This window comes from Sphingomicrobium sp. XHP0239 (assembly GCF_039555325.1).
Classification (GTDB): domain Bacteria; phylum Pseudomonadota; class Alphaproteobacteria; order Sphingomonadales; family Sphingomonadaceae; genus Sphingomicrobium; species Sphingomicrobium maritimum.
Genome location: NZ_CP154608.1, coordinates 1466891 through 1491357, shown reverse-complemented (window position 1 = coordinate 1491357; position 24467 = coordinate 1466891). Strand labels below are relative to the sequence as shown.

Here is a 24467-nt window from a genome sequence, read left to right as displayed (position 1 = left end):
CTTGTCTTTTCCTTGTTCGCTTACTCGGCGGCGATGGCGGGGGTGTCGCCATCGTCATCGTCGTCACCGTCCGCGACGGAGTTGAGATCGACGCTCATGCCGAGCGAGCGCATTTCCTTGACCAGCACGTTGAAGCTTTCGGGGATACCGGCCTCGAACGTGTCGTCGCCCTTGACGATCGCCTCGTAGACCTTGGTGCGGCCGACCACGTCGTCCGACTTCACCGTCAGCATTTCCTGCAGCGTATAGGCGGCACCGTAGGCCTGGAGTGCCCAGACCTCCATTTCGCCGAAGCGCTGGCCGCCGAACTGGGCCTTGCCGCCCAGCGGCTGCTGCGTGACGAGGCTGTACGGCCCGATCGAACGCGCGTGGATCTTGTCGTCCACGAGGTGGTGCAGCTTGAGCATGTAGATGTAGCCGACGGTGACCTTGCGGTCGAAGGCTTCACCGGTGCGGCCGTCATACAGCGTGACCTGACCCGAACGGTCGAGCCCGGCTTTCTCCAGCATGTCGGCGACATCGGCCTGGCGGGCACCGTCGAAGACCGGGGTGCCCATCGGGACGCCGTAGACGAGGTTCTGTGCCAGCTCCATCGTCCGCTCTTCGTCGCGCCCGTCGATCTCGGCGTGATACTTCTCGCCGTAGACGCCCTTCAGATGCGACTTGACGCCGTCGAGGTCCTTCTTGGCGATGTCCTTGCCCTTGGCATGGATGTCCTCGAGCAGGCTGCCGATCTGCTGGCCGAGGCCGCGAGCGGCCCAGCCGAGGTGCGTTTCGAAGATTTGCCCGACGTTCATCCGCGACGGCACGCCGAGCGGGTTCAGCACGATGTCGGCGTGGGTCCCGTCCTCGAGGAACGGCATGTCCTCGACCGGAAGGATCCGGCTGATGACACCCTTGTTGCCGTGACGGCCGGCCATCTTGTCGCCCGGCTGCAGCTTGCGCTTCACCGCGACGAAGACTTTGACCATCTTGAGCACGCCCGGCGGCAGTTCGTCGCCCGCTTCCAGCTTCTGGACACGGTCGTCGAGCTTGGCGTCGATGCGACCGACCGCCTCGTCATACTGGCCCTTCATGGCTTCGAGATCGGCCTGGGCGGCATCGTCCTTCACGGCGATCTTCCACCACAGCTTGCGCTCGACGCCCTCGAGCATCTGCGGATCGAGCTTGGCGCCCTTCTTGATGCCCTTGGGGACCGCGGTAGCCGTCTGCCCGACGAGCAGTTCGGCAAGACGGTTGTAGGTCGCGCGGTTGAGAATGGTCTTCTCGTCGTGCGCGTCCTTCTTCAGCCGCTCCTTCTCCTCGGCCTGGATGGCGCGGGTACGATCGTCGATGTCGATGCCGTGGCGGTTGAAGGTGCGCACGTCGACGACGGTGCCCGCAACGCCCGGCGGCAGGCGCAGCGAGGTGTCGCGCACGTCGCTGGCCTTTTCACCGAAGATGGCGCGGAGAAGCTTTTCTTCCGGCGTCATCGGGCTTTCGCCCTTCGGCGTGATCTTGCCGCAAAGGATGTCGCCCGGGTGCACTTCGGCGCCGATGTAGACGATGCCCGCCTCGTCGAGGTTGCGGAGTGCTTCCTCGCCGACGTTGGGAATGTCGCGGGTGATGTCTTCCGGCCCCAGCTTGGTATCGCGAGCGGCGACTTCGAATTCCTCGATATGGATCGAGGTAAAGACGTCGTCCTTCACGATGCGTTCGCTGATGAGGATCGAATCCTCGTAGTTGTAGCCGTTCCAGGGCATGAACGCGACGAGCACGTTGCGGCCAAGCGCCAGTTCGCCGAACTGGGTCGAGGGACCGTCGGCGATGATCTCGCCCGCCTCGATCTTCTCGCCCACCTTCACCAACGGACGCTGGTTGATGCAGGTGTTCTGGTTCGACCGCTGGAACTTCTGCAGCGTGTAGATATCGACGCCGCTCTCGCCCGCCTTCACGTCGTCGGTGACGCGGATGACGATACGCGTAGCATCGACCTGGTCGATAACGCCGGCACGGCGTGCCGCGATCGCGGCGCCACTGTCGCGCGCGACGGTTTCTTCCATGCCGGTGCCGACCAGCGGCGCGTCGGCCTGGACCAGCGGCACGGCCTGACGCTGCATGTTCGAACCCATCAGCGCGCGGTTGGCGTCATCGTTCTCGAGGAACGGGATAAGCGAGGCGGCGACCGACACGAGCTGCTTGGGGCTGACGTCCATCAGCGTGATCTGATCGCGCTGCGCCATCAGGAATTCGCCCGCCTGACGGCTGGAGACGATTTCCTCGACGAAGCTGCCATCGTCGTTCAAGTCGGCGTTCGCCTGTGCGATGGTGTGCTTCTGCTCTTCCATCGCGGACAGATAGACCACCTCGTCGGTGACCTTGTTGTCGACGACCTTGCGATACGGCGTCTCGATGAAGCCGTACTTGTTCACGCGGCTGAAGCTGGCGAGCGAGTTGATGAGGCCGATGTTCGGGCCTTCGGGCGTCTCGATCGGGCAGATACGGCCGTAGTGGGTCGGGTGAACGTCGCGAACTTCGAAGCCCGCGCGCTCGCGCGTCAGACCGCCCGGCCCGAGCGCCGAGACACGACGCTTGTGCGTGACTTCGGAAAGCGGGTTGGTCTGATCCATGAACTGCGACAGCTGCGAGGAGCCGAAGAATTCGCGCACCGCGGCCACCGAAGGCTTCGCGTTGATGAGATCGTTGGGCATGACGGTCGAGACGTCGACCGAGCTCATGCGCTCCTTGACCGCGCGCTCCATGCGCAGAAGGCCGACGCGATACTGGTTTTCCAGCAGTTCGCCGACCGACCGAACGCGGCGGTTGGCGAGGTTGTCGATATCGTCGATCTCGCCCTTGCCGTCCTTGAGGTCGACGAGCTGCTTCACGACCGCGAGAATGTCTTCGCGGCGCAGCGTCGTGACCGTATCCTCGGCATCGAGGTCGAGACGCATGTTGAGCTTCACGCGGCCGACGGCCGACAGGTCGTAGCGCTCGGGGTCAAAGAACAGGCCGTAGAACAGCGCGTCCGCGGTTTCGCGGGTGGGCGGTTCGCCCGGACGCATGACCCGATAGATGTCGGCCAGCGCCTGATCCGTATCCTCGGCCTTGTCCGCCTGCAGCGTGTTGCGCATCCAGGGGCCGGTGTTGACGTAATCGATGTCGAGGAGTTCGATTTCCTTGATCTTTGCCTTGTCGAGCTTCTCGAGGTTTTCTTCCGAAACCTCATCGCCCGCCTCGATGTAGATCTCGCCGGTCTTGCTGTTGACGAGGTCGTAGGCGGCGAACTTGCCGAAGATTTCCTCGGTCGGAATGACAAGCGTTTCCAGCCCGTCGCTCTCGGCCTTCTTGGCCTTGCGCGGCGTGATCTTCTCGCCGGCGGGGAAGACGACTTCACCGGTGTTGGCATCGACGAGATCGTAGGTCGGCTTGAGGCCGCGCCACGCTTCGCTGCGGAAGGGCAATTCCCAACCCTGCTTGCCGCGCTTCCACGTCACGCGATCGTAGAAATGCTCGAAGATTTCCTCGTGGTTGAGGCCCAGCGCATAGAGCAGCGTCGTGACCGGAAGCTTGCGCTTGCGGTCGATGCGGACGTTGACGATGTCCTTGGCGTCGAATTCGAAATCGAGCCACGACCCGCGATAGGGAATGACGCGCGCGGCGAAAAGATACTTGCCGGACGCATGGGTCTTGCCGCGATCATGGTCGAACAGCACGCCGGGCGAACGGTGCATCTGGGAGACGATGACGCGCTCGGTGCCGTTGATGATGAAGGTGCCGTTCTCGGTCATGAGCGGCATGTCGCCCATGTAGACATCCTGTTCCTTGATATCGATGACCGACTTGGCTTCGGTGTCGGGATCGATCTCGAACGAGGTGAGGCGCAGGGTGACGCGCATCGGCGCAGCGTAGGTCAGCCCGCGCTGGCGGCACTCTTCGGTGTCGTACTTGGGCTTTTCGAGTTCATAGCCGTCGAAATCGAGATGCGCCGTGCCGGCGAAATCTTGGATCGGGAAGACGCTGCGCAGCGTTTTCTCGAGACCCGAGACATAGTCGCGCTGCTTGTCGGAACGGAGGAAATCCTCGTAGGATTCGCGCTGAACCTCGATAAGGTTCGGCATTTCCGATACTTCGTGAATGTTACCGAAAATCTTGCGAATTCGGCGCGACTTCAGCGAGCGACCCTGGGTGGTCGGCACGTCTTTCGATTGGGTAGCCATGGTGTTCCTCGGGCTTACGGGCGCGCGTCATCCCTCGCGGGCCCACTGTTCAAGTCCGGCGCTTGATCCTGGAAATCCTTTCCATTCGTTCTTTCCATGCGCAAATTGGAAAGTGGCCCGGAAAGGCAGGAGGGCCCCGGGCGCAGCGGCTGCTGCGGCGAAGCCACATGAAGTTGGATAGCTCCTATTTAACGTCCGCATCGCCGATTGCAAGTGGTACAAACCGGTTCCTGGATCGCAGGGCACCCGCAGATCGAGTAGCCAGAACGGTCCTAAAAGCACCCGAAAAACGAATACGCCTGCGTAATGATAATTCGCGCATCCATCGGTGATTCCATCCGTTCGTGGACCATGCGAATTCTCGATACTGCCAAGGACAGCTGGGCGCGGGCCGATGCCGACAATCTCGGACTGCTCGCCGCCGGCGTCGCTTTCTACGCCTTTCTCGCGATGGTGCCGCTGCTGGCGGCCATGGTGTTGACCTATGGGCTCGTCGCCGATCCTGCCGACGTGGTCGAACAGGCCGCGGCGGTGGCGCGGACCTTGCCACAGAGTGCTGCCGAGATCGTCATCGACCAGATGCGCGGGCTCGCTGCGGGCGACACGGGGAAGACCGCGCTCGGTCTGGTGATCGCGCTCGGCACCGCCATCTTCGGCGCGACGAAGGGTGCCAAGGCGGTGATCGTGGCGCTCAACATCGTGAACAACGTCGACCAGAAGCGAGGTTTCATCGGCCAGACACGCGCGTCGGTGCTGATCATCCTGTTGTTGCTGGCGACCTTGCTGGCGGGGTTCGGCGCGGTTGCGGCGCTGAGCCTAGTCGAGACGGTCCTGCCGTCGCTGCCCGGCTGGGCGACGGGAGCGATCAAGTGGGTCGGCTGGCTGACCTTCGCCGTGATCGCGACGGTGAGCCTGTCCATCATCTATCACTACGGGCCTGCAGCAGGCCGACCGCCGCGCAAGCCCAGCTTCGCCGGGGCGGTCGTCGCTTCGATCCTGCTCGGCATCGGCACGATCGGTTTCGCCATCTACGTCCGCAATTTCGGAAGTTACAATGCGACCTATGGCGCGCTGGGCGCCGTCGTGGTGCTGCAACTTTGGCTGTATCTAGCAGCTTATGCACTGCTGTTCGGAGCCGAAATCGCCCAATCCAAAGAGGCGCGAGCGGACTGACTTGTCATCCCCCCGGGTTTGGCGCAACTCTTCGCCCCCTGATCAACAGGGGATCCCGCCATGTTCAAGACCGCCTTGCTTGCCGCAACCGCCTTCGTCCTGCCCGCCGCCGCGATGGCGCAGCAGACCGAATATCGCGCTCTCACGAACGACGCGGACATCGGATACGTGAAGGTCGACCGCGACGGGAATACCGTCGAGATCGAGACAGACATCAAGCAGAACGGACGCGGTCCGACGACGAGCGAGGTCGTGCGGCTGAACGAGGACGGCCTCCCCGTCAGCTGGACGGTCGAGGGGACGACGACCTTCGGCAGCCCGATCGACGAGCGCTTCACCTTCACCGACGGTCGCGCAGTGTGGCAGGACGCGGCAGGCGGGGGAGAGGCCGAGGCGCTCGCTTTCTACGTGTCGCAGTCCGGCAGCTCGACGGGGCTCGTCGAACTGCTCGTCAACGCGCCCGACATGAGTCTGCCGGTGCTTCCCGGCGGAACGGCGCGTCTGCGCGAACTGGAGCGGCACACCTACGATGGCGCGGACGGGGCGCTGGAGACGATCACCTACGAACTGACGGGCCTCGACCAGACGCCGTCCTACGTGACACTCGATACCGACGGCGAATTGTTCGCGACTGCATCCCCCGGGTTCGCGCTGGTACGCAAGGGTTATGAGGCAGCGGACACGCGCCTGCGGGAGCGCGCGGCGGAACTGTCGGCAGAGCGGCTGTCGGGCTTGCAGACCGAGCATGCGATGACGTTCGACGGGCCGGTGCGGATCCGCAATGTCCATGTGTTCGACAGCGTCAACAAGCGTCGCACCGGGCCGATGGACGTCGTCATGGCGGGCGACCGCATCGCGCTGATCGAGGCGGCGGGATCGCCGACCACGAAGGGCGAGACGGTCATCGACGGAGCGGGCGGCACGCTGGTTCCGGGCATGTACGAGATGCACGGCCATGTCGGACAGGAAAGCGCGCTCACCAACATCCTCGCCGGCATCACCTCGATCCGCGACGTCGGCAACCGCAACGAGGTTCTCGCCACCCTGATCGAACGGATCGAGGCGGGCGAGATTGCCGGGCCCCGCATCACCCGTTCCGGCTTCATCGAGGGGGAAAGCGAATTTTCCTCGCGAACCGGCATCCTCGTCGACAGTGCCGATGCCGCGGTGCAGGCGGTTCGCGACTATGCCGCAATGGGATTCTGGGGCGTGAAGCTCTATAATTCCATGCGTCCCGAGTGGAACCGCGCCGCGATCGCCGAGGCCAAGAAGCTGGGCTTGAAAGTCCATGGCCACGTTCCCGCCTTTGCGACCGCGGACGAGATGATCGCGATGGGATACGACGAGATTACCCATGCCAACCAGGCGATGCTGGGCTGGGTCATCGAGAAGGACGAGGATACGCGCACGCTGTTCCGCTTCCTAGCGATGAAGCGGTTTCCCGAACTCGGGGCCGATGCGCCGGCGGTGCAGGCGACGCTAGACGAAATGGTCGCGAAGGGCGTGGCGCACGACCCCACGCTGGTCATTCACGAACTCGGGCTGACGGCCGAGAACGGGAAGGTCGCTCCGGGCTACGTCGATATCTACGACAATATGCCGGCCGCGACGCAACGTTCGATGCGGCAGGAACTGTTCGGCACCGACGGCCCCGAAGAGCGCGCCGAATATGTCGCGGCCTACGCGTTCATCGTCGACGTGCTGACGCAGATGCACGAGCGTGGGATCATGCTCGTTCCCGGCACCGATATGGGCGGCGGGTTCAACTATCACCGCGAACTGCAGTTGTTCGAAGGGCTCGGCATGAGCCGCGAGGACGTGCTGGCCCGCGCGACCATCGATATGGCGCGCTACATGGGACAGGATCAGGACCTGGGATCGATCGAGCGCGGGAAACTCGCCGACTTTTTCCTGGTCGCGGGCGATCCGACGGCCGACCTGACGCAGCTGAAGAACATCAGCATGGTGGCGAAGGACGGGCGGGTGTATTTCCCGGCCGACATCTATCCCGCCTTCGGCATCCGGCCCTTCGTGCCTGCTGCGACGGTGGTAGCGGCCGCGGAATAGGGAGCTACGCCGCGCGCCCGGGCTCGCGGTAGGGGAGGTCCGGAGGGCCGCGGGCGCTGACCACACGGTCGCGTCCCGCCGCCTTCGCCTCGTCGCCCGCGGCCGGACCACGAATGACAAAGGGCGGCCCCTTTATCGGGAGCCGCCCTTGGAGCCGTTCGGGCTTTCGAGATCTAGGACGACGGCATCAATACCTTGTCGAGCACGTGGATGGTGCCGTTCGACGCATCGACATCGGTCGCGATCACGCCGATCGACTGGCCCTTGTAGTCGGACAGATAGACCTTGCCGTCATAGAGAGCTGCGGTGATGGAGGCATTCTCGGCGAGCGTGGGGAGGCTGGCGGTGCCGCCGTTCTGGCGAAGCGTCGCGACGATGTCGCTCGCCTTCAGATCGCCCTCGACGACATGATAGAGCAGGATGTTGCTCAACATCTCGCGGTTGGCCGGCTGCAGCAAGGTATCGACGGTCCCGGCAGGAAGTGCATTGAACGCGGCGTCGGTGGGAGCGAAGACCGTATAGGGACCCTCTCCCGAAAGCGCGCCGGCCAGTTCGGCAGCCTGCACGGCGGCGACGAGCGTGGAGAAGTCCTCATTCCCCGCAGCGACCTCGACGATCGTCTGGTTGCTCATCTGTGCGTTCTGGTCATGGTCGTGATCGGTGTCGGCGGCGAGAGCGGGTGCCCCCATCGTAGCGATGGCGAGGGCGGCGGCAGCGGTCTTCAACATGGTCATCAGTGTCTCCGGTGATTTAGGTTGACGCGGGATACACCGAAACAATGGTCGATCATGTGGTCACGGTCCGCGGTTCATGCCTGCCGAAGGAACGCTTTATCGCACAAAAATCGCACTTTACCGCCAAAAGTTCGTAGTACTGGAACGAAAAAGGCGGCCCCCGTTGCCGGGAGCCGCCTTCCTCGTTTCGCAAGATGCGAAGAAAAGACTACTTGAGCTCAACGGTACCGCCGGCCGCTTCGATCTTTTCCTTGATCTCGTTGGCTTCGTCCTTCGACGCGCCTTCCTTGATCGGCTTGGGCGCACCTTCGACCAGCGCCTTGGCTTCGCCGAGACCCAGGCCGGTGATGGCACGGACTTCCTTGATGACGTTGATCTTCTTGCCACCGTCGCCGGTGAGGATCACGTCGAATTCGTCCTTTTCTTCAGCAGCGGCTTCGCCACCGCCACCAGCGGCCGGGCCGGCAACGGCGACGGCAGCCGAGGCGCTAACGCCCCACTCTTCTTCCAGCTTCTTCGCGAGCTCGGCCGCTTCCATGACGGTGAGTTCCGAGAGGTCTTTTACGATTTTATCCAGATCAGCCATTTGTATCTCCATGTGGGCTCATGCGGCCCTGAATTAATTGATGTGTTCAACCAAACCTGATGATCAGGCCGCAGCCTTCGCGCTCAGAACGCGCGCGAGCATACCCGCGGGTTCCTTCGTGATCCGTGCGATCTTCGTCGCCGGGGCCTGAATGAGGCCGACCAGCGTACCGCGCAGTTCGTCGAGCGAGGGCAGTTCGGCCAGTGCCTTGATGCCGTTCACGTCGAGGACGGTGTCGCCCATCGCGCCGCCGAGGATCTCGAACTGTTCGTTATCCTTGGCGAAATTGACGGCCACCTTGGCCGCCGCGACGGGATCGGACGACGTTGCCAGCGCGGTCGGACCCTTGAGAAGGTCGCTGATCGGCTGGTACGTCGAGTCTTCGAGCGCGATGAGCGCGAGGCGGTTCTTCGCAACCTTGAACTGGGCACCGGCGTCGCGCATCTGATTGCGAAGGTCGGACGACTGCGCGACCGTGAGCCCGTTGTTCCGGGTCACGACGACAACGCCCGTCTCCGCAAAGACGGTCTTGAGCTCGGCGACCAGATCAGCTTTCTGCTGACGATCCATGCCTTAACTCCCATTGCGTTCGCCCGTCCGCACCATTGCGAACGAGCGTCGCCCCGGCGGCCAGGCCGACGAGGCAAAGGTCCAAGGGGGAGGGGATCGACCGGTTCGGCGGATGCACGCATCGGAGCGGCGGGCCGAAAAGTCTTTCATCTTCCCCGTCTAGGTCGCGAATTAAGGGCGAAGCCCAGCGACTGTCTCGGACGAGAAAACCGCCCGGAGGCGGCTTCGGCTCGCTTCCTACCCATATCGTTCGGGGTGTCAACCCTTCACCATAGGGAGCAAACCCGCGTCCCATCCATTGAGAGACCAAGATAAGTCATCGAAAAGGAAGAAAAATTATGGGCCAGGAAGCCAACCGCAAGTGCGTCGAACGCTGGGGCGAGGAAGTCGCCACCAACCAGAAGTACGAGGTGCTCGACGAATTGCTCGCCCCCTCGTTCGTCGATCATGATCCCGCGCCCGACCAGGGACCCGGCATCGAGGGACTGAAGGATTTTTTCCGTTCGATGCACGAGAGCTTCCCCAACCTGAAGGGCGAGGGAAAGGAACTGGTCGCCACCGACGACTACGTCACCATGCGCTATACGTTGTCGGGAACGCACAAGGGCGAATGGAAGGGCGCGGCGCCGACCGGCAAGAGCTTCGAGGTTGCCGCTTTGCAGCTGGCGAAGTTCGATGATCAGGGCCGCTGCACCGAACGGTGGGGCTCGACCGACGAACTGGGCATCGCGCAGCAACTCGGCGTGCTCGAACAGATCGACAAGGAGTAGGCGCATGGCGGGCGGCTGGACGCGCGATGGCGCAGTGCAGGATCAGATCGACGATACGGTGAGCGATGCCGTCGCCGCCGCCCGCGCGCGTCTGGCGAAAGGCGAGAGCCTCAAGGAGTGCGAGGTATGCGGCGAGGACATCCCGCCGCGCCGCCGCGAGGCGTTGCCGGGCGTACGCACCTGTGTCGAATGCCAGTCCGGACGCGACGCGAGCATTCGGCACAGCGCCATCAACCGCCGGGGCTCCAAGGACAGCCAGCTGCGCTGACGTTGAGAGCGGCCATGTTTTCTACGTGGTCGCCTTCGAAGCAACGGACAAATCGTCATTCGTCGAACGAGCGGTTGCCATCCCTGGTAGGCCGCCTAGGCTGATCCTCTGTCCAAGACCCAGGGGAATGATCCGATGAAATCGCTGCTTGCCGCCGTATCCGCCGCCACGATGGCCGTTGCCATGCCCGTCACTGCCGTCGCACAGGACGCGCAGGTCGATCTCGACGTGCCGCGCATCGATTACGAAGAATGGACGCTCGACAATGGACTGCGCGTGATCGCGGTGCACGACGAGAGCACGCCCAACGTGATGACGAGCATGTGGTACGACATCGGTTCGAAGCTCGATCCCGAAGGGCGCAGCGGGTTCGCCCATCTGTTCGAGCATCTCCTCAGCCGTAAGACGCTCAATATTCCCTACAACGAGATCAGCAAGATGGTCGCCAACATCGGCGGCACGCGCAACGCGTCGAACGGGGCGGACCGGACCAACTATTACGAGATCGTTCCGGCCGAATATCTAGAACGGCTGTTGTGGACGCATGCGGAACGGATGGACCGTCCGGTGATCGACCAGGACGTGTTCGACATCGAGCGCGACGTCGTGAAGGAGGAGCTGCGCCAACGCGTTCTGGCCCCGCCCTACGGTCGCTTCCAGCGCTTCGTACTGCCGGAAAACGTCTACACCAATCTGCCCCAGCGGCGCCCGGGCATCGGGTCGATCGAGGATCTCGATTCCGCGACCCTCGAGGACGCGCACAATTTCCATGCGGCCTATTATGGGCCGGATACCGCGACGCTGATCGTGGCGGGCAATTACGATCCGGCCGAACTTCGGCAACTGGTCGATAAATATTTTGCCGAGATTCCCGCGCGGCCCAACCCCATTCCGCTGGAGATCACTGCCGAGGAGGCCCCGATCGTTCCCCGCACGGTGACGGGGTCGGGGCCCAATGTGCCGCTGCCGGTGTTCGGGCGCGCCTATCTGCTGCCGCCGGTGACCGATCCGACGGTGGCGCACATGGACCTGATCGCCGCGATCCTGTCGCGGGGGGAGAACAACCGGCTCGACAAGGCGCTGGTGAAGACCGGCCTGTCGGTTGGTGCGTCGGCCTATGCCGCCGACAGCGAGGAACGCGGCGCCTTCTACATCTCCGCCACACAGGCGAGCGATGCGACCGAGCCCGAACTGACCGCCGCGATGGACCGCGAGATCGCGCGGCTGATCGCGGACGGCGTGACCGAAGAAGAATTGTTCGAGGCGAAGAACGAAATTCTCGCCTCCGCGCTGTCGCAGCGCGAACTGTTCTCGAGCCGCGCCTTCACGATCGGCGAGGCCTTGGTCCAGACGGGCGATCCGTCCTTCCCCGATGTCTATCTCGATCGGATCAAGGCGGCGACGACCGCGGACCTGCTGGCCGCCGCACGGACCTATCTGGCGCCATCGGGTGAATTGCGGCTTCGCTACGTTAATGGCGAGGGCGATCCGTCGACCTGGACCAATCCCGCTCCAATGCCCGAATTTCGGGCTCTTCCGACCGCAAGCCGGCAGCAGTACGACGCGGTGCTGCCCGAAGGCGAGCGGATGGAATGGCCGGCGCCCGGCGAAGCGCCCGATTATGCGCTGCCCGACATCGTCGAGGACGAGCTGTCGAACGGCATGGACCTCGTCACCATCGACACCGGCGACACGCCGATCGCGACGATGACGCTGGTCGTGCGCACCGGTTCGATCGTCGACAGCCGGGACAAGGCAGGTCTGGCGGACATGGCGACCGCGCTGGCCGAGAAGGGGACAAGCAATGCCAGCGCGGACCAGGTTGCGGCCTCGCTCGAGCGACTGGGCGCCAACTTCTCCGCCAACGCGGGCCTCGAGGGCACGCGCTTCTCGGTCACCGCGCCCGCCGGGTCGTTCGCCGAGGCGAGTGCGATCCTGGCGCGGATCGTGCGCGACGCGAGTTTCCCGCAGGACGAATTCGATCTGCTTCAGAGCCAGACGCTGGACGGGCTCAAGGTGGCATTCAACGACCCGGGGAATATCGCAGGGCTTCTGATTCGCCCCGTGCTGTTCGGCGAAGCGGCCTATGGCAACGTGTCGGGCGGAACGCCGACGACGGTGGCCGCGCTGACCCGCGCCGACGTTGCGCAATACGCCCGGACCTACTGGCAGCCATCCTTGTCGAGCATCGTCGTGTCGGGCGGGGTCGATACCGCCGAAGCCAAGCGTGTCGCGGAAGCGGCGTTCGGCGATTGGCAGGATAGCGGCACGGTGACGTTGCCGACGAGCCTGGCGGGCGATCCCATGCCCGCGCGCACGCTCGTCGTCGATCTGCCCGGGACCGGACAGGCGGCGGTCTATGCGGTCGCGCGTGGCGTGACCGACGAGGATCCCGCTTATTATCCGAGCATCCTTGCCAATGCGGAGCTCGGCGGGTCGTCCACCGCGCGGCTGTTCGAGGAAATCCGCGTGAAGCGGGCGCTCTCCTACGGCTCCTATTCGGGGCTGTCGGACTATGCCGAGAGCGGGCTGTTCACCGCCAGCGCGCAGACCAAGAACGAAAGCGCCGCCGAAGTCGCACAGATCCTGTTGGCCGAAATTGCACGGATCGGCAGAGAACCGCTGGTTGACGACGTGGTCGAACAGCGTCGGACGTTGCTCAAGGGCAGTTTCCAGCGTGGGATCGAGCGCAGCGCGGGGATCGGCGGCGCGGTGGCGAGCGGACTTCTGGAAGGCAAGACGCCCGCCGAAGTGCTCGCTTATCCGGAGCGCCTCGATGCGGTCGCAGCGGCCGACACGGCACAGATCGGCAGCTTCCTCACGCCCAACACCGTGTCGATCATCATCGTCGGCGATGCCGACCTGTTCCTCGACGACCTTCGCGCCATCCGCGACGATGTCGAAGTCATTGCTGCGGCCGATCTCGACCTCGGCGCGATCGGTACGATGGGGGGGAGCGAATAAGGGCTCCGGCCCTCTTTCCGACCCCACCACGAAAAGGGGCCGACGGGATTTTGTCCCGCCGGCCCCTTTTTCTTGTGGTCCGCTTTGTGTCGGAAGGAAGTCTAGCTTGCTTCCTTGGCCGCCTGCGTGCCTTCGATGTCTGCGAGGTCGAGCTTGAGGCCCGGACCCATGGTCGAGGTGATCGCGACCTTCTGCACGTAGCGGCCCTTGGCACCCGAAGGCTTGGCCTTCATGATCGCGCCGACGAAGGCGTCGAAATTCTCGCGCAGCTTGGCTTCCTCGAAGCTGGCCTTGCCGATGCCCGCGTGAACGATACCGTTCTTCTCGGCGCGATACTGGACTTCGCCGGCCTTGGCGTTCTTGACGGCTTCGGCCGGGTTCGGCGTGACCGTGCCGAGCTTCGGGTTCGGCATCAGGCCCTTGGGACCCAGCACCTTACCGAGGCGACCGACGACACCCATCATGTCCGGCGTTGCGATGACGCGGTCATAATCGAGGTTGCCGTTCTGCATGTCTTCCATGAGATCTTCGGCGCCGACCTTGTCCGCGCCGGCGGCTTCGGCTTCGGCAGCCTTGTCGCCCTTGGCAAACACCGCGACCTTCAGCGTCTTGCCGGTGCCGTTGGGCATGGCGACGACGCCGCGGACCATCTGGTCCGAGTGGCGCGGATCGACGCCCAGGTTCATCGAGACTTCGACGGTCTCGTCGAACTTGGCGGTGGCGCATTCCTTCAACAGCTTGATCGCCTGATCGACGCCATAGATTTCCTCGTTGTCGACGAGCTTGTACTGCGCCTGCTGCTTCTTGGTGAGTTTCTTCGCCATGTCCTTAGCCCTCCACCACTTCGAGACCCATCGAGCGCGCGCTGCCCTCGATGATCTTGGTCGCCTGATCGAGATCGTTGGCATTGAGATCGGCCATCTTCTGCTCGGCGATCTCGCGAACTTTCGAACGCTTGATGGTGCCGGCAATGTCGGTACCGGGCGCGCTCGCACCCTTCTTCAGCTTGGCGGCACGCTTCAAGAGGAAGCTGGCGGGCGGGGTCTTAGTCGTGAACGAGAAGCTGCGATCCGCATAGACCGTGATGGTCGTGGGGATCGGCATGTTCTTTTCCAGATCCTGCGTGGCGGCGTTGAAGGCCTTGCAGAATTCCATGATGTTGACACCGCGCTGACCCAGCGCCGGCCCGATGGGCGGGGAGGGGTTGGCGACGCCGGCTGGCACCTGCAGCTTGATATAGCCGCTGATCTTCTTGGCCATGATGGCCTCCTTTCACACTGTCGCGTACCGCATCGAGGCGGGACGCTCATGTTAAGCGGTCATAGCGGGTTGCCGAGGCGAGCCCTGCCGCGCGAAGCTTCATCTTTCGATGGAACGGGCGGCGAGATAGCGGCGTACGCCGTCTTTTGCAAGTTCCGGCCCGCAGGTCAGATCGCGGCGAAGCCCTCGATGTCCGCGATCCGACCCGACACGACGAGCTCGTCGTCGGCGTCGATGATGGTCTCGGGCACCGCGTGGATAAAATTCTCCGCTTCGCGCTTCACTCCCACGACCGTCACGGAGAAGCGCTGGCGACAAGCGGAGGCTTCGAGGGCGCGGCCGACAAGGGGTTCGGGCGCGCGCAGTCGGGCGATGGCGAATTCGTCGTCGAAGGCAATGAAATCGAGGAGCCGTTCGTTGAGCAGGTGCGCGACGCGCTTGCCCATCGACTGTTCGGGAAAAACGACATGCTGTGCGCCCGTGCGTTCGAGAATGCGGGCATGATTGTCGTTGGTCGCCTTGGCCCAGATATTCGTCAGTCCCAGATCGGACAAAGCGAGCACGGTCAGCACGCTGGCTTCGATACTGCTGCCGATGGCGACGACCGCGACTTCGAAGTCGGCGGCACCGAGGCGTTCGAGCGTTGAAAGAGTGGTGCAGTCGGCCTCGACCGTCTGCGTCAATTCGCGCGAGAAGGCGGCGACCGGGCCCGGGTCGATGTCGACCCCCATCACTTCCTGCCCCATGCGCTCGAGCGTCAGCGCGACGGCGCCTCCGAAGCGGCCGAGACCGATGACGAGAACGGGTTTCTGATGCTTGTTTCTAGCCGACAATGGGGTTCTCTTCCGGATAACGATAAGGCCGCTCGCGCGTGCCGAGAGCAAGCGCGGTCGCCACGGTGATGGTTCCCACCCGGCCGACGAACATCAGGACGCACAACACCACCAACGCACTGGGGGGAAGCGCCGCGGTGATGCCCGTCGACAGACCGACGGTCGAGAAGGCGGAAATGCATTCGAACAGGATGTCGGCCAGATCGAGGCGGGTGATCGAGGAGATGTAGATGGCGCTGATGAAGATGAGCGCGGCGGCGAGCACCGCGACCGATAGTGCCTGCCGTTCGATCTCGCGACCGAAGCGGCGCTCGAAGATGCCCGCATCGCGCCGCCCGAGAATTTCCGACAGGACGATGGAGAAGAGGACGACGAAGGTCGTGATCTTGATCCCGCCCGCGGTCCCGGCACTGCCCCCGCCGATGAACATCAGAAGATAGTTCGCCATCAGCGTCTCGTCGCGGAAGGCGGAAACGTCGAGGCTGTTGAACCCGGCGGTGCGGGGCATCACCGAATGGAAGGCAGCGTTGAGCGCCTTGGCGCCCCACCCCATCGGGCCGAGCGTATCGGGATTGGTCCATTCGCCCGCCAGCGTCGAAGCGAAACCGTAGACAAGCAGTGCGACGGTACCGGCAACGGTGATCTTGCTGTGCAGCGACCAGCGGCGCCAACGGGTGCGGTGGCGGCGCAGGTCGTACATCACAGGAAAGCCCAAGGCGGTGATGACGACCGCGACCATGATCGGACCGAGAATGAGGGCGTCGTTCTGGAAACTCATCACGCTATCGGTGAAGCTGGAAAATCCGGCGTTGTTGAACGCGCTGACCGAATGGAAGAGTCCGTGCCAGACCGCCGCGCCTGCCGACAGGTCGTGGGCACCGGCGAAGCGCGCCGCTAGGACGAGCGCCACGCTGCATTCTACGAGTATCGTGACCAGAAAGACGAGCTTGAGCACCGAGGCGGTGCTGGCGTCGACAAGGCGGTTGCGTTCGATCTGCGTGGCCATACGCTCGCGCAGACCGACACCGCGGCCCGCCATCAGTCCGAACAATGTCGCGGCGGTCATGATGCCGAACCCGCCGATCTGGAACAGGAGAAGGACAACTCCCTGTCCGAACGGCGACCAGTAGGTGGCGGTATCGACGGTGATCAGCCCGGTGACCGAGACGGCGGAGGTGGCGGTGAAGAAGGCTGCAAGCAGCGGCGCGCGGTCGCCGCTCGCCGAGGCAAGCGGCAGGCTGAGCAGTAGCGTGCCGATCAAGATCAGCGTCAGGAACAGGACAGGAATCAGGCGAATGGGATCGCGCAGCGCGGCCATTCGCGGGCTGATGCTCCCGCACGAGGGTCAAGTAAAGCGCGATCCGCAGGACCGCCCGCAAATCTCGTGGTTACTTGACCAGTTCGACCTGGTCGAATTCCAGTTCGACCGGCGTAGCGCGACCGAAGATCGAGACCGAAACCTTGACCACATTGCGCTCGAAGTTGAGTTCCTCGACGATGCCGGTGAAGCTGGCGAACGGGCCGTCCAGCACCTTGACGTTGTCGCCGATCTCGTAGTCGACCGAGATCTTCTGCTTGGGCGCGTCGGCAGTTTCTTCCTTGGTGTCGAGCATGCGATTGGCCTGGGCGTCGGGGATCGGCTGCGGCTTGCCGTTCAACCCGAGAAAGCCCGTGACCTTGGGCGTGTTCTTGACGAGGTGGAAGACATCGTCGGTCATGGTCAGCTTGGCGAGCACGTAGCCCGGCATGAACTTGCGCTCCGACTGGACCTTCTTGCCGCGCTTGATCTCGGTGATGGTTTCGGTCGGCACTTCGACGCGCTCGACCGCTTCCTCGAGGTTCAGGCGCTTCGCCTCGGAGAGGACGGCTTCCTTAACCTTGCCTTCGAAACCCGAATAAGCGTGGATGATGTACCAGCGTGCCATGCGTGAATGATCCTGTGTGCCCGTGTCAGCCGAGAAGGCCGATGAGAAATTCCACGATGCTCGAAAACACCGTGTCGATGCCGAGGAAGAAGATCGCGAGGATGGTGGTCATGATCATCACCATGATGGCGGTTTGGACCGTTTCCTTGCGCGTCGGCCAGACGACCTTGCGCGTCTCGCTGCGCACTTCGCGGATGAACTGTCCGGGGTTGGTCTTGGCCACGTTGCGTCTCTTCCTTATCGGCGCGTTCCGGGTAGGAGGCTTCCCCCGCCGCCGGCCGGGTGCCGGTGCGGGGCATCTGACTACCCATGTCGCATGGAAAGGCGATGTAGCGGCAAGTTCGATTCAGTTCAAGCGGGCTTGGGGAGCGGTCCACAATTCCACATTGAGATATTCGTCCGCCCTTCGGTAATCGGCAAAGGCGCTGCGCACGAGGGCTTCGGCAGCGGGCGTGCAGCTGGTGCCGATGAGGAGGAATTCGGGTTGTTCCGCGCGGATGAACGCGACTTCCTCGGCGGCATCGATGCGCTCGAGGAAGGGATAGAGGTGGAGGATCCAGAAGGGCGTGTCAGTGACGTCCTCCAAGTCGAGGAGGAGGTAGAGCGCGGGCTGGTCGCAAACGACGTATCCGGTGCTGCCCGCTGGAATGACGGGTCGGTAATGCGCGGCGACGGCGCGGTTGCGGTCGATCCCAGGATCGGCGGTCAGCTGCTCTGGCGTCGGCATGGTGTATCCGCGGTCGAGCTCGCCCAGTACGATGAGAAGGCCGGGAATGCCCGCGGCGATCAAGGCATAGGCGAAGAGGCGGCGGTGAGTCCCTTCGGCGGCCGCGAGCAGCGCGATGGCGAGGATGAAGAGACCGGGCAGCACGAGATAGAAATAATGGGCGTAGAGGTGGAAGGATGTCAGTGCGGCACCCAGTCCACCGATCGTCGCTCCTGACCCGATGACGACGAAGTCGCGTTGATCGCGGCCGGGTCTAAGCAGGACAAGGGCGACAAGGACGATGACGAGCAGCGGGAGCAGCTGCCCCAGAAGCGGGGGAAGAACGGCATCCCACGCGACCCGGTCGGCAGTGCCCTGATAATTGAACAGGAATTCGGCTTGCAGCAGAAGGTAGTTCGGTAGCGTCCCCGCCACGATCAGCGGGAGCCATTGCAACAGCGCGACGAGGATCGACACGCTTCCCGACGCGAGCGCCCACTTTAGTCCGGCGCGCGGCGCGCCGACCAACGCTGCCACGTAGAGGCAGGCGAGTAGCGGACCTCCCAAGTAGTTGATCTGCACTGCAACGCCGGCGAACGCGCCTGACAACAGCACGCTATTCACGAAACCGGCGTGCCCTCTGGCGAAGGCGAGAAAAGTCGCGATCCAGCCGATAAGGTAAGGCGCGATGATCATTTCGGTATTGGCAGAGAAGCCTTCGAGCCCGAAACTTGCGAAGCTCCACACAATCGCCACCGTGACCGCGAAAAACAGCGGCAATTGCGCCAGAGCCCTCGCCATCCAGAAAAGCACGAGTGCGCTGACGAGCGCGGCGATCGTGGTGAGCCAGCGGATACTGGACGGGTCCTCGCCTCCCAATCCCATCGCGACAGCGTAATGATAGTAGATGCCGACGGGCTTGTGATCGAAATTGCCGGCAAAGGGCCAGACGCCATCGAGCAGATCGCGTGCGACGAGCATGTAGGCGCTCTCGTCGACGCTCAAGACGGCGATGGAATGCAGGGGGAGGCGAAGAACCAGAACGACGATGGCGATACCGATCATCGCGATCGCGTCGCGGCGTCGGTCAGTCGCGGCGCGCGTCGTCGTGGTCATGTGTCCCCCCGGACGGCCTGGCAGGGGCAGCAGGACTTGAACCCGCGACCCTCGGTTTTGGAGACCGATGCTCTACCAACTGAGCTATACCCCTAAGGCCGATGGCGCTCTTAACGGCGAACCCGCTGCGAGCGCAACCGTTTTAGCCTGTCAGGCCGCCATGTCGACCGGCTGGATTTCGCCCGACACATACATGTTGCGGGCCTTCACGCGGCTGAGCTTGCCCGAACTGGTGCGGGGCAGGCTGCGCGGCGGGACCAGTTCGACGATCGGCGATATGCCGGTAATCGATCGAACCCGTTCCTTGATGTCGTCCTTCAGCTTGCCGCGTTCATCGACGTCGGACACGCGGCAATGAACCAGTACCGCGGGCAGTTCCTCGCCCGTTTCGGTGGTCAGCGCGAAAGCGGCGATGTCGCCCGACTTGAAGCCGGGAAGCTGTTCGACCGCCCATTCGATGTCCTGCGGCCAATGGTTGCGCCCGTTGATGATGATCATGTCCTTCGCGCGCCCGACGATGAAGATATAGTCGTCGGACAGGTATCCCATATCGCCGGTGTCGAGCCAGCCGTCTTCAGAGAGACAGGCTTTGGTCGACTCCTCGTCCCGGAAATAGCCGGTCATGACGCTGCCGCCGCGAACCAGCACGCGACCCACCTGGCGATCGGCAAGAATGCGATCGTCGGCATCGCGGATGGCGATCTCCATGCCCTCGACCGCCTTGCCGCAATTGACGATGGCGCGGTAACGCTGGGGACGATCCTCGCCACCCGGGGCAGGGGCGCTGCCGGCAAGCTTTTCTTCCTCGACCAGTTCCATGCGAATGCCTTCGCCCGGCGGCATCAGACTGACCGCGAGCGTGGCTTCGGCGAGGCCATAGCTGGGGCAGAACGCCTTCGGGTCGAAGCCCGCGTCGGCGTAGGCGTCGACGAAACTCTGCATCACGTCGGGGCGGATCATGTCGGCGCCGTTGCCTGCGATGCGCCAGCGGGTGAGGTCGAAACGATCCTCGGCCTTGGTCTTGGACGAGATACGCCGCGCGCAGATGTCGTAGCCGAAGGTCGGCGAATAGGAGAGGGTCGTGCCGGGATTGCGGCTGATAAGATCGAGCCAGGTCAGCGGGCGACGCGCGAAGTCCTCGGTCTTCATGTAGTCGGCGGACAATTGGTTCGCCATCGGCGACAGCATGCAGCCGACCAGCCCCATGTCATGATACCACGGCAACCAGCTGACACAGCGGTCGGTGTCGATCTCCTCGACGTTGAGGCCGAGCCCATGCGCCCGAAGATTTTCGAGCAATTGGCGATGGGTGACCGCGACGCCGTGCGGGAAACGGGTCGAGCCCGAACTGTACTGGAGATAGGCGATGGCGTCGGGGTCGGCCGCCGGCAACGCGTCGTCGCCGGCCTCGACCTGCTGGAGCGATTCCCAGCTACGATGCGGTACGCCGCGACCGTCGGCGGCGTCAGTCGTAAAGCTTGCCATTTCCTCCGGGTACAGAAAGAGCTGCGGATCGCTGCTGGTCAGCATCACGGTCAATTGTTCGGTGTAGGCATCCCGCCCGCCGAAACTGGTCGGAAGCGGCAGCGGCACCGGCCACAACCCCGCATAGACCGCGCCGAAGAAAGCGGCGGCGAAATCCGGATTGGTTTCGGCGACCAGCGCGACGCGATCACCCGGCTGAAGGCCGAGCGCCATGAAGCGCCGGGCATGATCGAGCGCGTCCTGGCGCAGTTCCGCATAAGGATACGAGCGTGTCAGCGTTCCACGCGCATCGTGGAAGTTCATGCCGCGCCGTCCCCCGGCGGCATAGTCCAGCGCCTCGCCCAACGTGGCGAAGTCGGCAATCCGCCGCGGCAGATCGTCGCGCGTCGGCGTGGTGCCTTCGGGCGCGAGATCGTCTTGGGTACGGGTGGCAGTGTCGAGCAATGGAAATGTCCTGTCTGTTTCCTCGCGATGCGCGGGCGGTGCCGACGCGCGAGACCCCCTTCGGATGTCCCGAGCGTTCCCCATTGCTGCGCGACTATGGCACAAACATGGCGGAATGTGACAGGTTCGCCCCGATGAAACGCCCCGGCAAACCTCTCGATTCGCAACGCCTGGAGGAATTGGCGCTGCATTATGTGGGTCGGTTCGCGACCAGCCGGGCCAAGTTGGCGACCTACCTGAACCGCAAGCTGCGCGAGCGTGGGTGGGACGACGAGTCAGATCCCGACGTGACGGCGCTGGTCGCGCGTTTCGCGGATCGAGGCTATGTCGATGACGCAGCTTTTGCGGCGATGAAAGGGCGCGACCTGACTTCCCGAGGCTATGGCCCACGGCGCGTCGGGCAGGCACTCTATGCCGCCGGGATCGAAGAGGAAGACAGGAGCGCGGCGCTCGATGCGGCGCAATCCGAGAGCGTCGCGGCGGCACTCCAGTTCGCCCGGCGACGGCGCCTGGGGCCCTTTGCGGTCGGTGATGACAGTGGCGCCATCCTCGATCCGCGCGACCGCCAGCGCGCGCTGGCCGCCTTCGCCCGCGCCGGGCATGATTTCGCGTTGGCCGCGAGGATCCTCGATCTCGAACCGGGGGCGGACGTCGATCCGGACGCACTGTCGGAACCCTGATGCCACCGCCCTTTTGCCGTAGCACCGGAATACGTATGTCGGTTCCACGACACTAAAATTTCTGGTAGAACGGACTCCGTAAAGTAGGAATTTGTGACGTGTATCGAAATGATGGCGCTACCGAACAGGACGGCGAGATCGGCGCGCCGCCGTGTGTCGAGATCAGTGGCATCGTCAAATGGTTCGACGCGACGCGCGGGTTCGGGTTCCTCGTCAGCGACGACGTCGACGGCGACGTTCTCCTTCACTTCTCGCTTCTCGAGCCGCACGATCGCCGCACCTTGCCCGAGGGCGCGACGCTCGAGGTCGAGGCGCACGAACATGAGCGCGGTTGGCAGGCGAGCAAGATCGTCTCGATCGATGACACGACGGCCTTGCCTCAGGGCCCGCGCTCGTCCATTTCTTCTGCCGAACGGGCGGACCGGGAAGCCTTGATCGAGGCCGCCGATCCGTTCGAACCGGTGGAGGTCAAATGGTTCAATCGCGTCAAGGGCTATGGGTTCGTCAACCGCGTCGGGGAGAGCGAGCCGGACATCTTCATTCATATGGAAACGGTCCGCGAGGGGCAGATCCTCGACCTGGAACCGGGCGACCGGATGGACGCACGGATCGCGCAGGGCAAGAAGGGTCTCACCGCCGTCAGTCTGCGACAGGAATGAGGACCGCGCTTGCGGCGCTGCTCGCCGCGATGGTGGCCACGCCGCTCGCCGCTTGCCAGCCCGCCGCCGAGGAAGTGGTGACCGCTCCCTCCGGTCTCGCGGAACGGGAAATCGCGGTCACCACGTCGGACGGGCAGACCCATCCTTTCACTGTCGAGGTCGCGGAAACGCGCGAGCAGCAAAATCGGGGCCTCATGTTCCGCGAGACGCTGGCCCCCGACCGCGGCATGATCTTCCTCTATGACGACGAGGCGGTGCGCGGCTTCTGGATGCGCAACACGTATATTCCCTTGGACATCATCTACATCCGCGCCGACGGCACGATCGCGACCATTCACGCGAACACGCTGCCGCTATCGGAAGCGCCCTATTCCAGTCTCGAACCGGTGCAGAATGTACTTGAGATCGCCGGCGGTCGTGCGGCGGAGCTGGGCATTTCCGAGGGTGACAAGGTGCAGCTCTAGCCGCTTGCGCTCGATGCCCCTCATCCCGTAAGCGCTGCGGTCATGGGTATGCTCCAGCAAATGTTCACCTGGTGGAACGGTGCCAGCTTCGGCACCGGGCTGTTCACATCTCGGCACGGCGAAAAGGTCGGCACCGACGCGCTCGGCAATGCCTACTACCGGCACAAGAAGGATCCGGCGCGTCGCTGGGTGATCTATGAGGGCTCGAACGACGCGAGCCGCACGCCGCCCGGCTGGAACGCCTGGCTGCGAGGCACCATCGACGATCTGCCTGACGAGAGCCTGCCGCCTCGTCGATCGTTCGAGCGCGATGCCACCCCCAATCTTACCGGTACTGCCGAGGCGTATCGTCCGGGCGGGTCGCTTGGGCGACCGGGTCAGCGCGCGGCAGCCACGGGCGACTATGAAGCCTGGACCCCTGAATAAGATCACGCTCCTTGCCGCGGCGACCCTCGGCCTTGCGGCGTGCGAAGGCCGGGCGCCTCCCGAGGCGCAGGAGGAGCCCGAGCTGGAGATCGAGGAGAGCGACGTCGTCGTCGACAATTCGGCGCTGCCCGGAGTCACGCCGATGGCGGAGCGGGTCGCAACGATCGGTTTTCTCAACAAGCGCAACGGGCTGACCCGCGACCTCGAACTCAGTCCCGGTCAGGAAGTGCGCATCGGCGATGCACGGGTGCGACTTCGCGCTTGCGAAACGACGGCTCCGTGGGAGGACCAGCCCTGGACCGGCGCCTTCGTCCAGCTCGACGTGCGCGTGCGCGGATCTGAACAGGTCGAGCGCGTCTTCTCAGGCTGGGTCTATCGCGAAAGCCCGTCGCTCAACGTGGTCGAGCACCCCGTCTATGACGTCTGGGTCAAAAGCTGCGCGATGAGCTTCCCCGAAGGCCCGGTATCACCGCCGGAAACGGAACCGCTGCCAAGCGAATCGAGCGCATAGAAGTCGGGCGCGTCGCGCTGTGCCCGGATTGGACGAGGTCGATCGACCGCGCCTCCATCGACGGCCAGCGCGTCTGACAGCAGCTGCAGATAGCGCGGGCGCGGCACGATGATCGCGCCCAAACTTTTCAGATGATCGGTAATGAACTGACAGTCGAGCAGCCGGAACCCGCCGGCCCATAGCCGCGCGACCAGCCAGGCGAGCGCGACCTTGGAGGCGTCGGTGCGGCGGCTGAACATACTTTCGCCGAAGAAGGCGCCGCCGAGCTGCACGCCATAGAGCCCGCCGACCAGTTCGCCATCCTGCCACGTTTCGATCGAGTGGGCGTGCCCCGCGGCGTGGAGGCCCAAGACCGCCCGTTCGATGGTCGGGTTGATCCACGTTTCCTCGCGGTCCGCGCACCCTGCCAGCACCGCCTCGAACGCGCGGTCGCGCGTGACGGAGAACCGGTCGGAGCGGACCCGCTTGGCAAGGCTTCGGGAGAGGTGAAAGCCGTCCAGCGGCAGGATCGCGCGCTGACGCGGTTCGACCCAGAAGATATCGGGCGCGGTCGCGCTGTCGGCCATCGGAAAGATGCCCGCGGCATAGCCACGAAGAAGCATGCGAGGGTCGAGCGATTCGGTCATC

Annotated in this window: 23 protein-coding genes and 1 tRNA gene; 10 read left to right on the top strand and 14 right to left on the bottom strand. The window is 63.9% G+C overall.

Annotation, left to right across the window (positions count from 1 at the left end):
* Positions 1-20 precede the first annotated feature (20 nt).
* Entirely contained in the window at positions 21-4199 is a 4179-nt protein-coding gene (gene rpoB, locus WJT74_RS07590; protein WP_343343345.1) for a DNA-directed RNA polymerase subunit beta, read from the bottom strand.
* 351 nt (positions 4200-4550) lie between these two features.
* Between rpoB and WJT74_RS07585 the strand changes: the two genes are divergently transcribed.
* Both WJT74_RS07585 and WJT74_RS07580 read left to right on the top strand, forming a co-directional pair.
* Positions 4551-5372, top strand: a complete 822-nt coding sequence (locus WJT74_RS07585; RefSeq protein WP_343343343.1) for a YihY/virulence factor BrkB family protein — start codon at positions 4551-4553, stop codon at positions 5370-5372.
* Between the two features lie 60 nt (positions 5373-5432).
* Positions 5433-7439: an amidohydrolase family protein gene (locus WJT74_RS07580; protein ID WP_343343341.1), complete on the top strand. Its 2007-nt coding sequence runs from the start codon at positions 5433-5435 to the stop codon at positions 7437-7439.
* A 173-nt stretch (positions 7440-7612) separates the two neighbouring features.
* Here the strand turns inward: WJT74_RS07580 and WJT74_RS07575 are convergent, their stop codons facing one another.
* The 3 genes from WJT74_RS07575 to rplJ all read right to left on the bottom strand — a co-directional run bounded on the left by WJT74_RS07575 (position 7613) and on the right by rplJ (position 9329).
* A complete protein-coding gene (locus WJT74_RS07575) occupies positions 7613-8173 on the bottom strand; it encodes a fasciclin domain-containing protein (RefSeq protein ID WP_343343339.1) in 561 nt (186 codons plus the stop codon).
* A 208-nt stretch (positions 8174-8381) separates the two neighbouring features.
* The gene (rplL, locus tag WJT74_RS07570; RefSeq protein WP_343343337.1) at positions 8382-8759 is read right to left on the bottom strand and encodes a 50S ribosomal protein L7/L12; all 378 of its coding nucleotides are present in this window, start codon (positions 8757-8759) and stop codon (positions 8382-8384) included.
* A gap of 63 nt (positions 8760-8822) precedes the next feature.
* Positions 8823-9329 (bottom strand): 50S ribosomal protein L10, encoded by a 507-nt coding sequence (rplJ, locus tag WJT74_RS07565; protein WP_343343335.1) that lies wholly within the window; start codon positions 9327-9329, stop codon positions 8823-8825.
* 338 nt (positions 9330-9667) lie between these two features.
* On the opposite strand from rplJ, the gene WJT74_RS07560 reads away from it, so the two are divergent.
* The 3 genes from WJT74_RS07560 to WJT74_RS07550 all read left to right on the top strand — a co-directional run bounded on the left by WJT74_RS07560 (position 9668) and on the right by WJT74_RS07550 (position 13331).
* A complete protein-coding gene (locus WJT74_RS07560; protein WP_343343333.1) occupies positions 9668-10099 on the top strand; it encodes an ester cyclase in 432 nt (143 codons plus the stop codon).
* 4 nt (positions 10100-10103) lie between these two features.
* Positions 10104-10367 carry a DksA/TraR family C4-type zinc finger protein gene (locus tag WJT74_RS07555; protein ID WP_343343331.1) on the top strand — a complete coding sequence of 88 codons (264 nt, stop codon included), beginning with the start codon at positions 10104-10106 and terminating at the stop codon, positions 10365-10367.
* A gap of 135 nt (positions 10368-10502) precedes the next feature.
* Positions 10503-13331, top strand: coding sequence for a M16 family metallopeptidase (locus WJT74_RS07550; protein WP_343343329.1), 2829 nt, complete (start codon positions 10503-10505; stop codon positions 13329-13331).
* 101 nt (positions 13332-13432) lie between these two features.
* On the opposite strand, the gene rplA is transcribed toward WJT74_RS07550, so the two are convergent.
* From rplA to WJT74_RS07505, 9 genes are all read right to left on the bottom strand, one after another.
* Positions 13433-14155, bottom strand: coding sequence for a 50S ribosomal protein L1 (gene rplA / locus WJT74_RS07545; protein WP_343343327.1), 723 nt, complete (start codon positions 14153-14155; stop codon positions 13433-13435).
* Between the two features lie 4 nt (positions 14156-14159).
* The gene (gene rplK, locus WJT74_RS07540) at positions 14160-14591 is read right to left on the bottom strand and encodes a 50S ribosomal protein L11 (RefSeq protein ID WP_343343325.1); all 432 of its coding nucleotides are present in this window, start codon (positions 14589-14591) and stop codon (positions 14160-14162) included.
* Positions 14592-14758: 167 nt separating this feature from the next.
* Positions 14759-15424, bottom strand: coding sequence for a potassium channel family protein (locus WJT74_RS07535; RefSeq protein WP_343343323.1), 666 nt, complete (start codon positions 15422-15424; stop codon positions 14759-14761).
* Positions 15414-16742: a TrkH family potassium uptake protein gene (locus tag WJT74_RS07530; RefSeq protein ID WP_343343321.1), complete on the bottom strand. Its 1329-nt coding sequence runs from the start codon at positions 16740-16742 to the stop codon at positions 15414-15416. Before WJT74_RS07530 ends, WJT74_RS07535 begins: the two co-directional genes overlap by 11 nt.
* Positions 16743-16812: 70 nt before the next feature.
* Entirely contained in the window at positions 16813-17349 is a 537-nt protein-coding gene (gene nusG / locus WJT74_RS07525) for a transcription termination/antitermination protein NusG (RefSeq protein WP_343343319.1), read from the bottom strand.
* A 25-nt stretch (positions 17350-17374) separates the two neighbouring features.
* A complete protein-coding gene (gene secE / locus WJT74_RS07520; RefSeq protein ID WP_343343317.1) occupies positions 17375-17572 on the bottom strand; it encodes a preprotein translocase subunit SecE in 198 nt (65 codons plus the stop codon).
* 123 nt (positions 17573-17695) lie between these two features.
* On the bottom strand, positions 17696-19171 hold the full coding sequence (locus WJT74_RS07515; RefSeq protein ID WP_343343315.1) for an ArnT family glycosyltransferase: 1476 nt from the start codon (positions 19169-19171) through the stop codon (positions 17696-17698).
* 18 nt (positions 19172-19189) lie between these two features.
* Positions 19190-19265: transfer RNA gene (locus WJT74_RS07510), tRNA-Trp, on the bottom strand.
* Between the two features lie 56 nt (positions 19266-19321).
* Positions 19322-21100: a fatty acyl-AMP ligase gene (locus WJT74_RS07505; RefSeq protein ID WP_343343314.1), complete on the bottom strand. Its 1779-nt coding sequence runs from the start codon at positions 21098-21100 to the stop codon at positions 19322-19324.
* Positions 21101-21234: 134 nt separating this feature from the next.
* On the opposite strand from WJT74_RS07505, the gene WJT74_RS07500 reads away from it, so the two are divergent.
* From WJT74_RS07500 to WJT74_RS07480, 5 genes are all read left to right on the top strand, one after another.
* Positions 21235-21780, top strand: coding sequence for a regulatory protein RecX (locus tag WJT74_RS07500; protein ID WP_343343312.1), 546 nt, complete (start codon positions 21235-21237; stop codon positions 21778-21780).
* Between the two features lie 98 nt (positions 21781-21878).
* A complete protein-coding gene (locus WJT74_RS07495; protein WP_343343310.1) occupies positions 21879-22439 on the top strand; it encodes a cold-shock protein in 561 nt (186 codons plus the stop codon).
* Entirely contained in the window at positions 22436-22903 is a 468-nt protein-coding gene (locus tag WJT74_RS07490; protein WP_343343308.1) for a DUF192 domain-containing protein, read from the top strand. Before WJT74_RS07495 ends, WJT74_RS07490 begins: the two co-directional genes overlap by 4 nt.
* A gap of 42 nt (positions 22904-22945) precedes the next feature.
* Positions 22946-23329 (top strand): NADH:ubiquinone oxidoreductase subunit NDUFA12, encoded by a 384-nt coding sequence (locus WJT74_RS07485; RefSeq protein ID WP_343343306.1) that lies wholly within the window; start codon positions 22946-22948, stop codon positions 23327-23329.
* A complete protein-coding gene (locus WJT74_RS07480) occupies positions 23307-23840 on the top strand; it encodes a DUF2155 domain-containing protein (protein WP_343343304.1) in 534 nt (177 codons plus the stop codon). Before WJT74_RS07485 ends, WJT74_RS07480 begins: the two co-directional genes overlap by 23 nt.
* On the opposite strand, the gene aat is transcribed toward WJT74_RS07480, so the two are convergent.
* The gene (aat, locus tag WJT74_RS07475) at positions 23744-24466 is read right to left on the bottom strand and encodes a leucyl/phenylalanyl-tRNA--protein transferase (RefSeq protein WP_343343303.1); all 723 of its coding nucleotides are present in this window, start codon (positions 24464-24466) and stop codon (positions 23744-23746) included. The two genes, WJT74_RS07480 and aat, sit on opposite strands and share 97 nt — an antisense overlap.
* Position 24467: the final 1 nt, after the last annotated feature.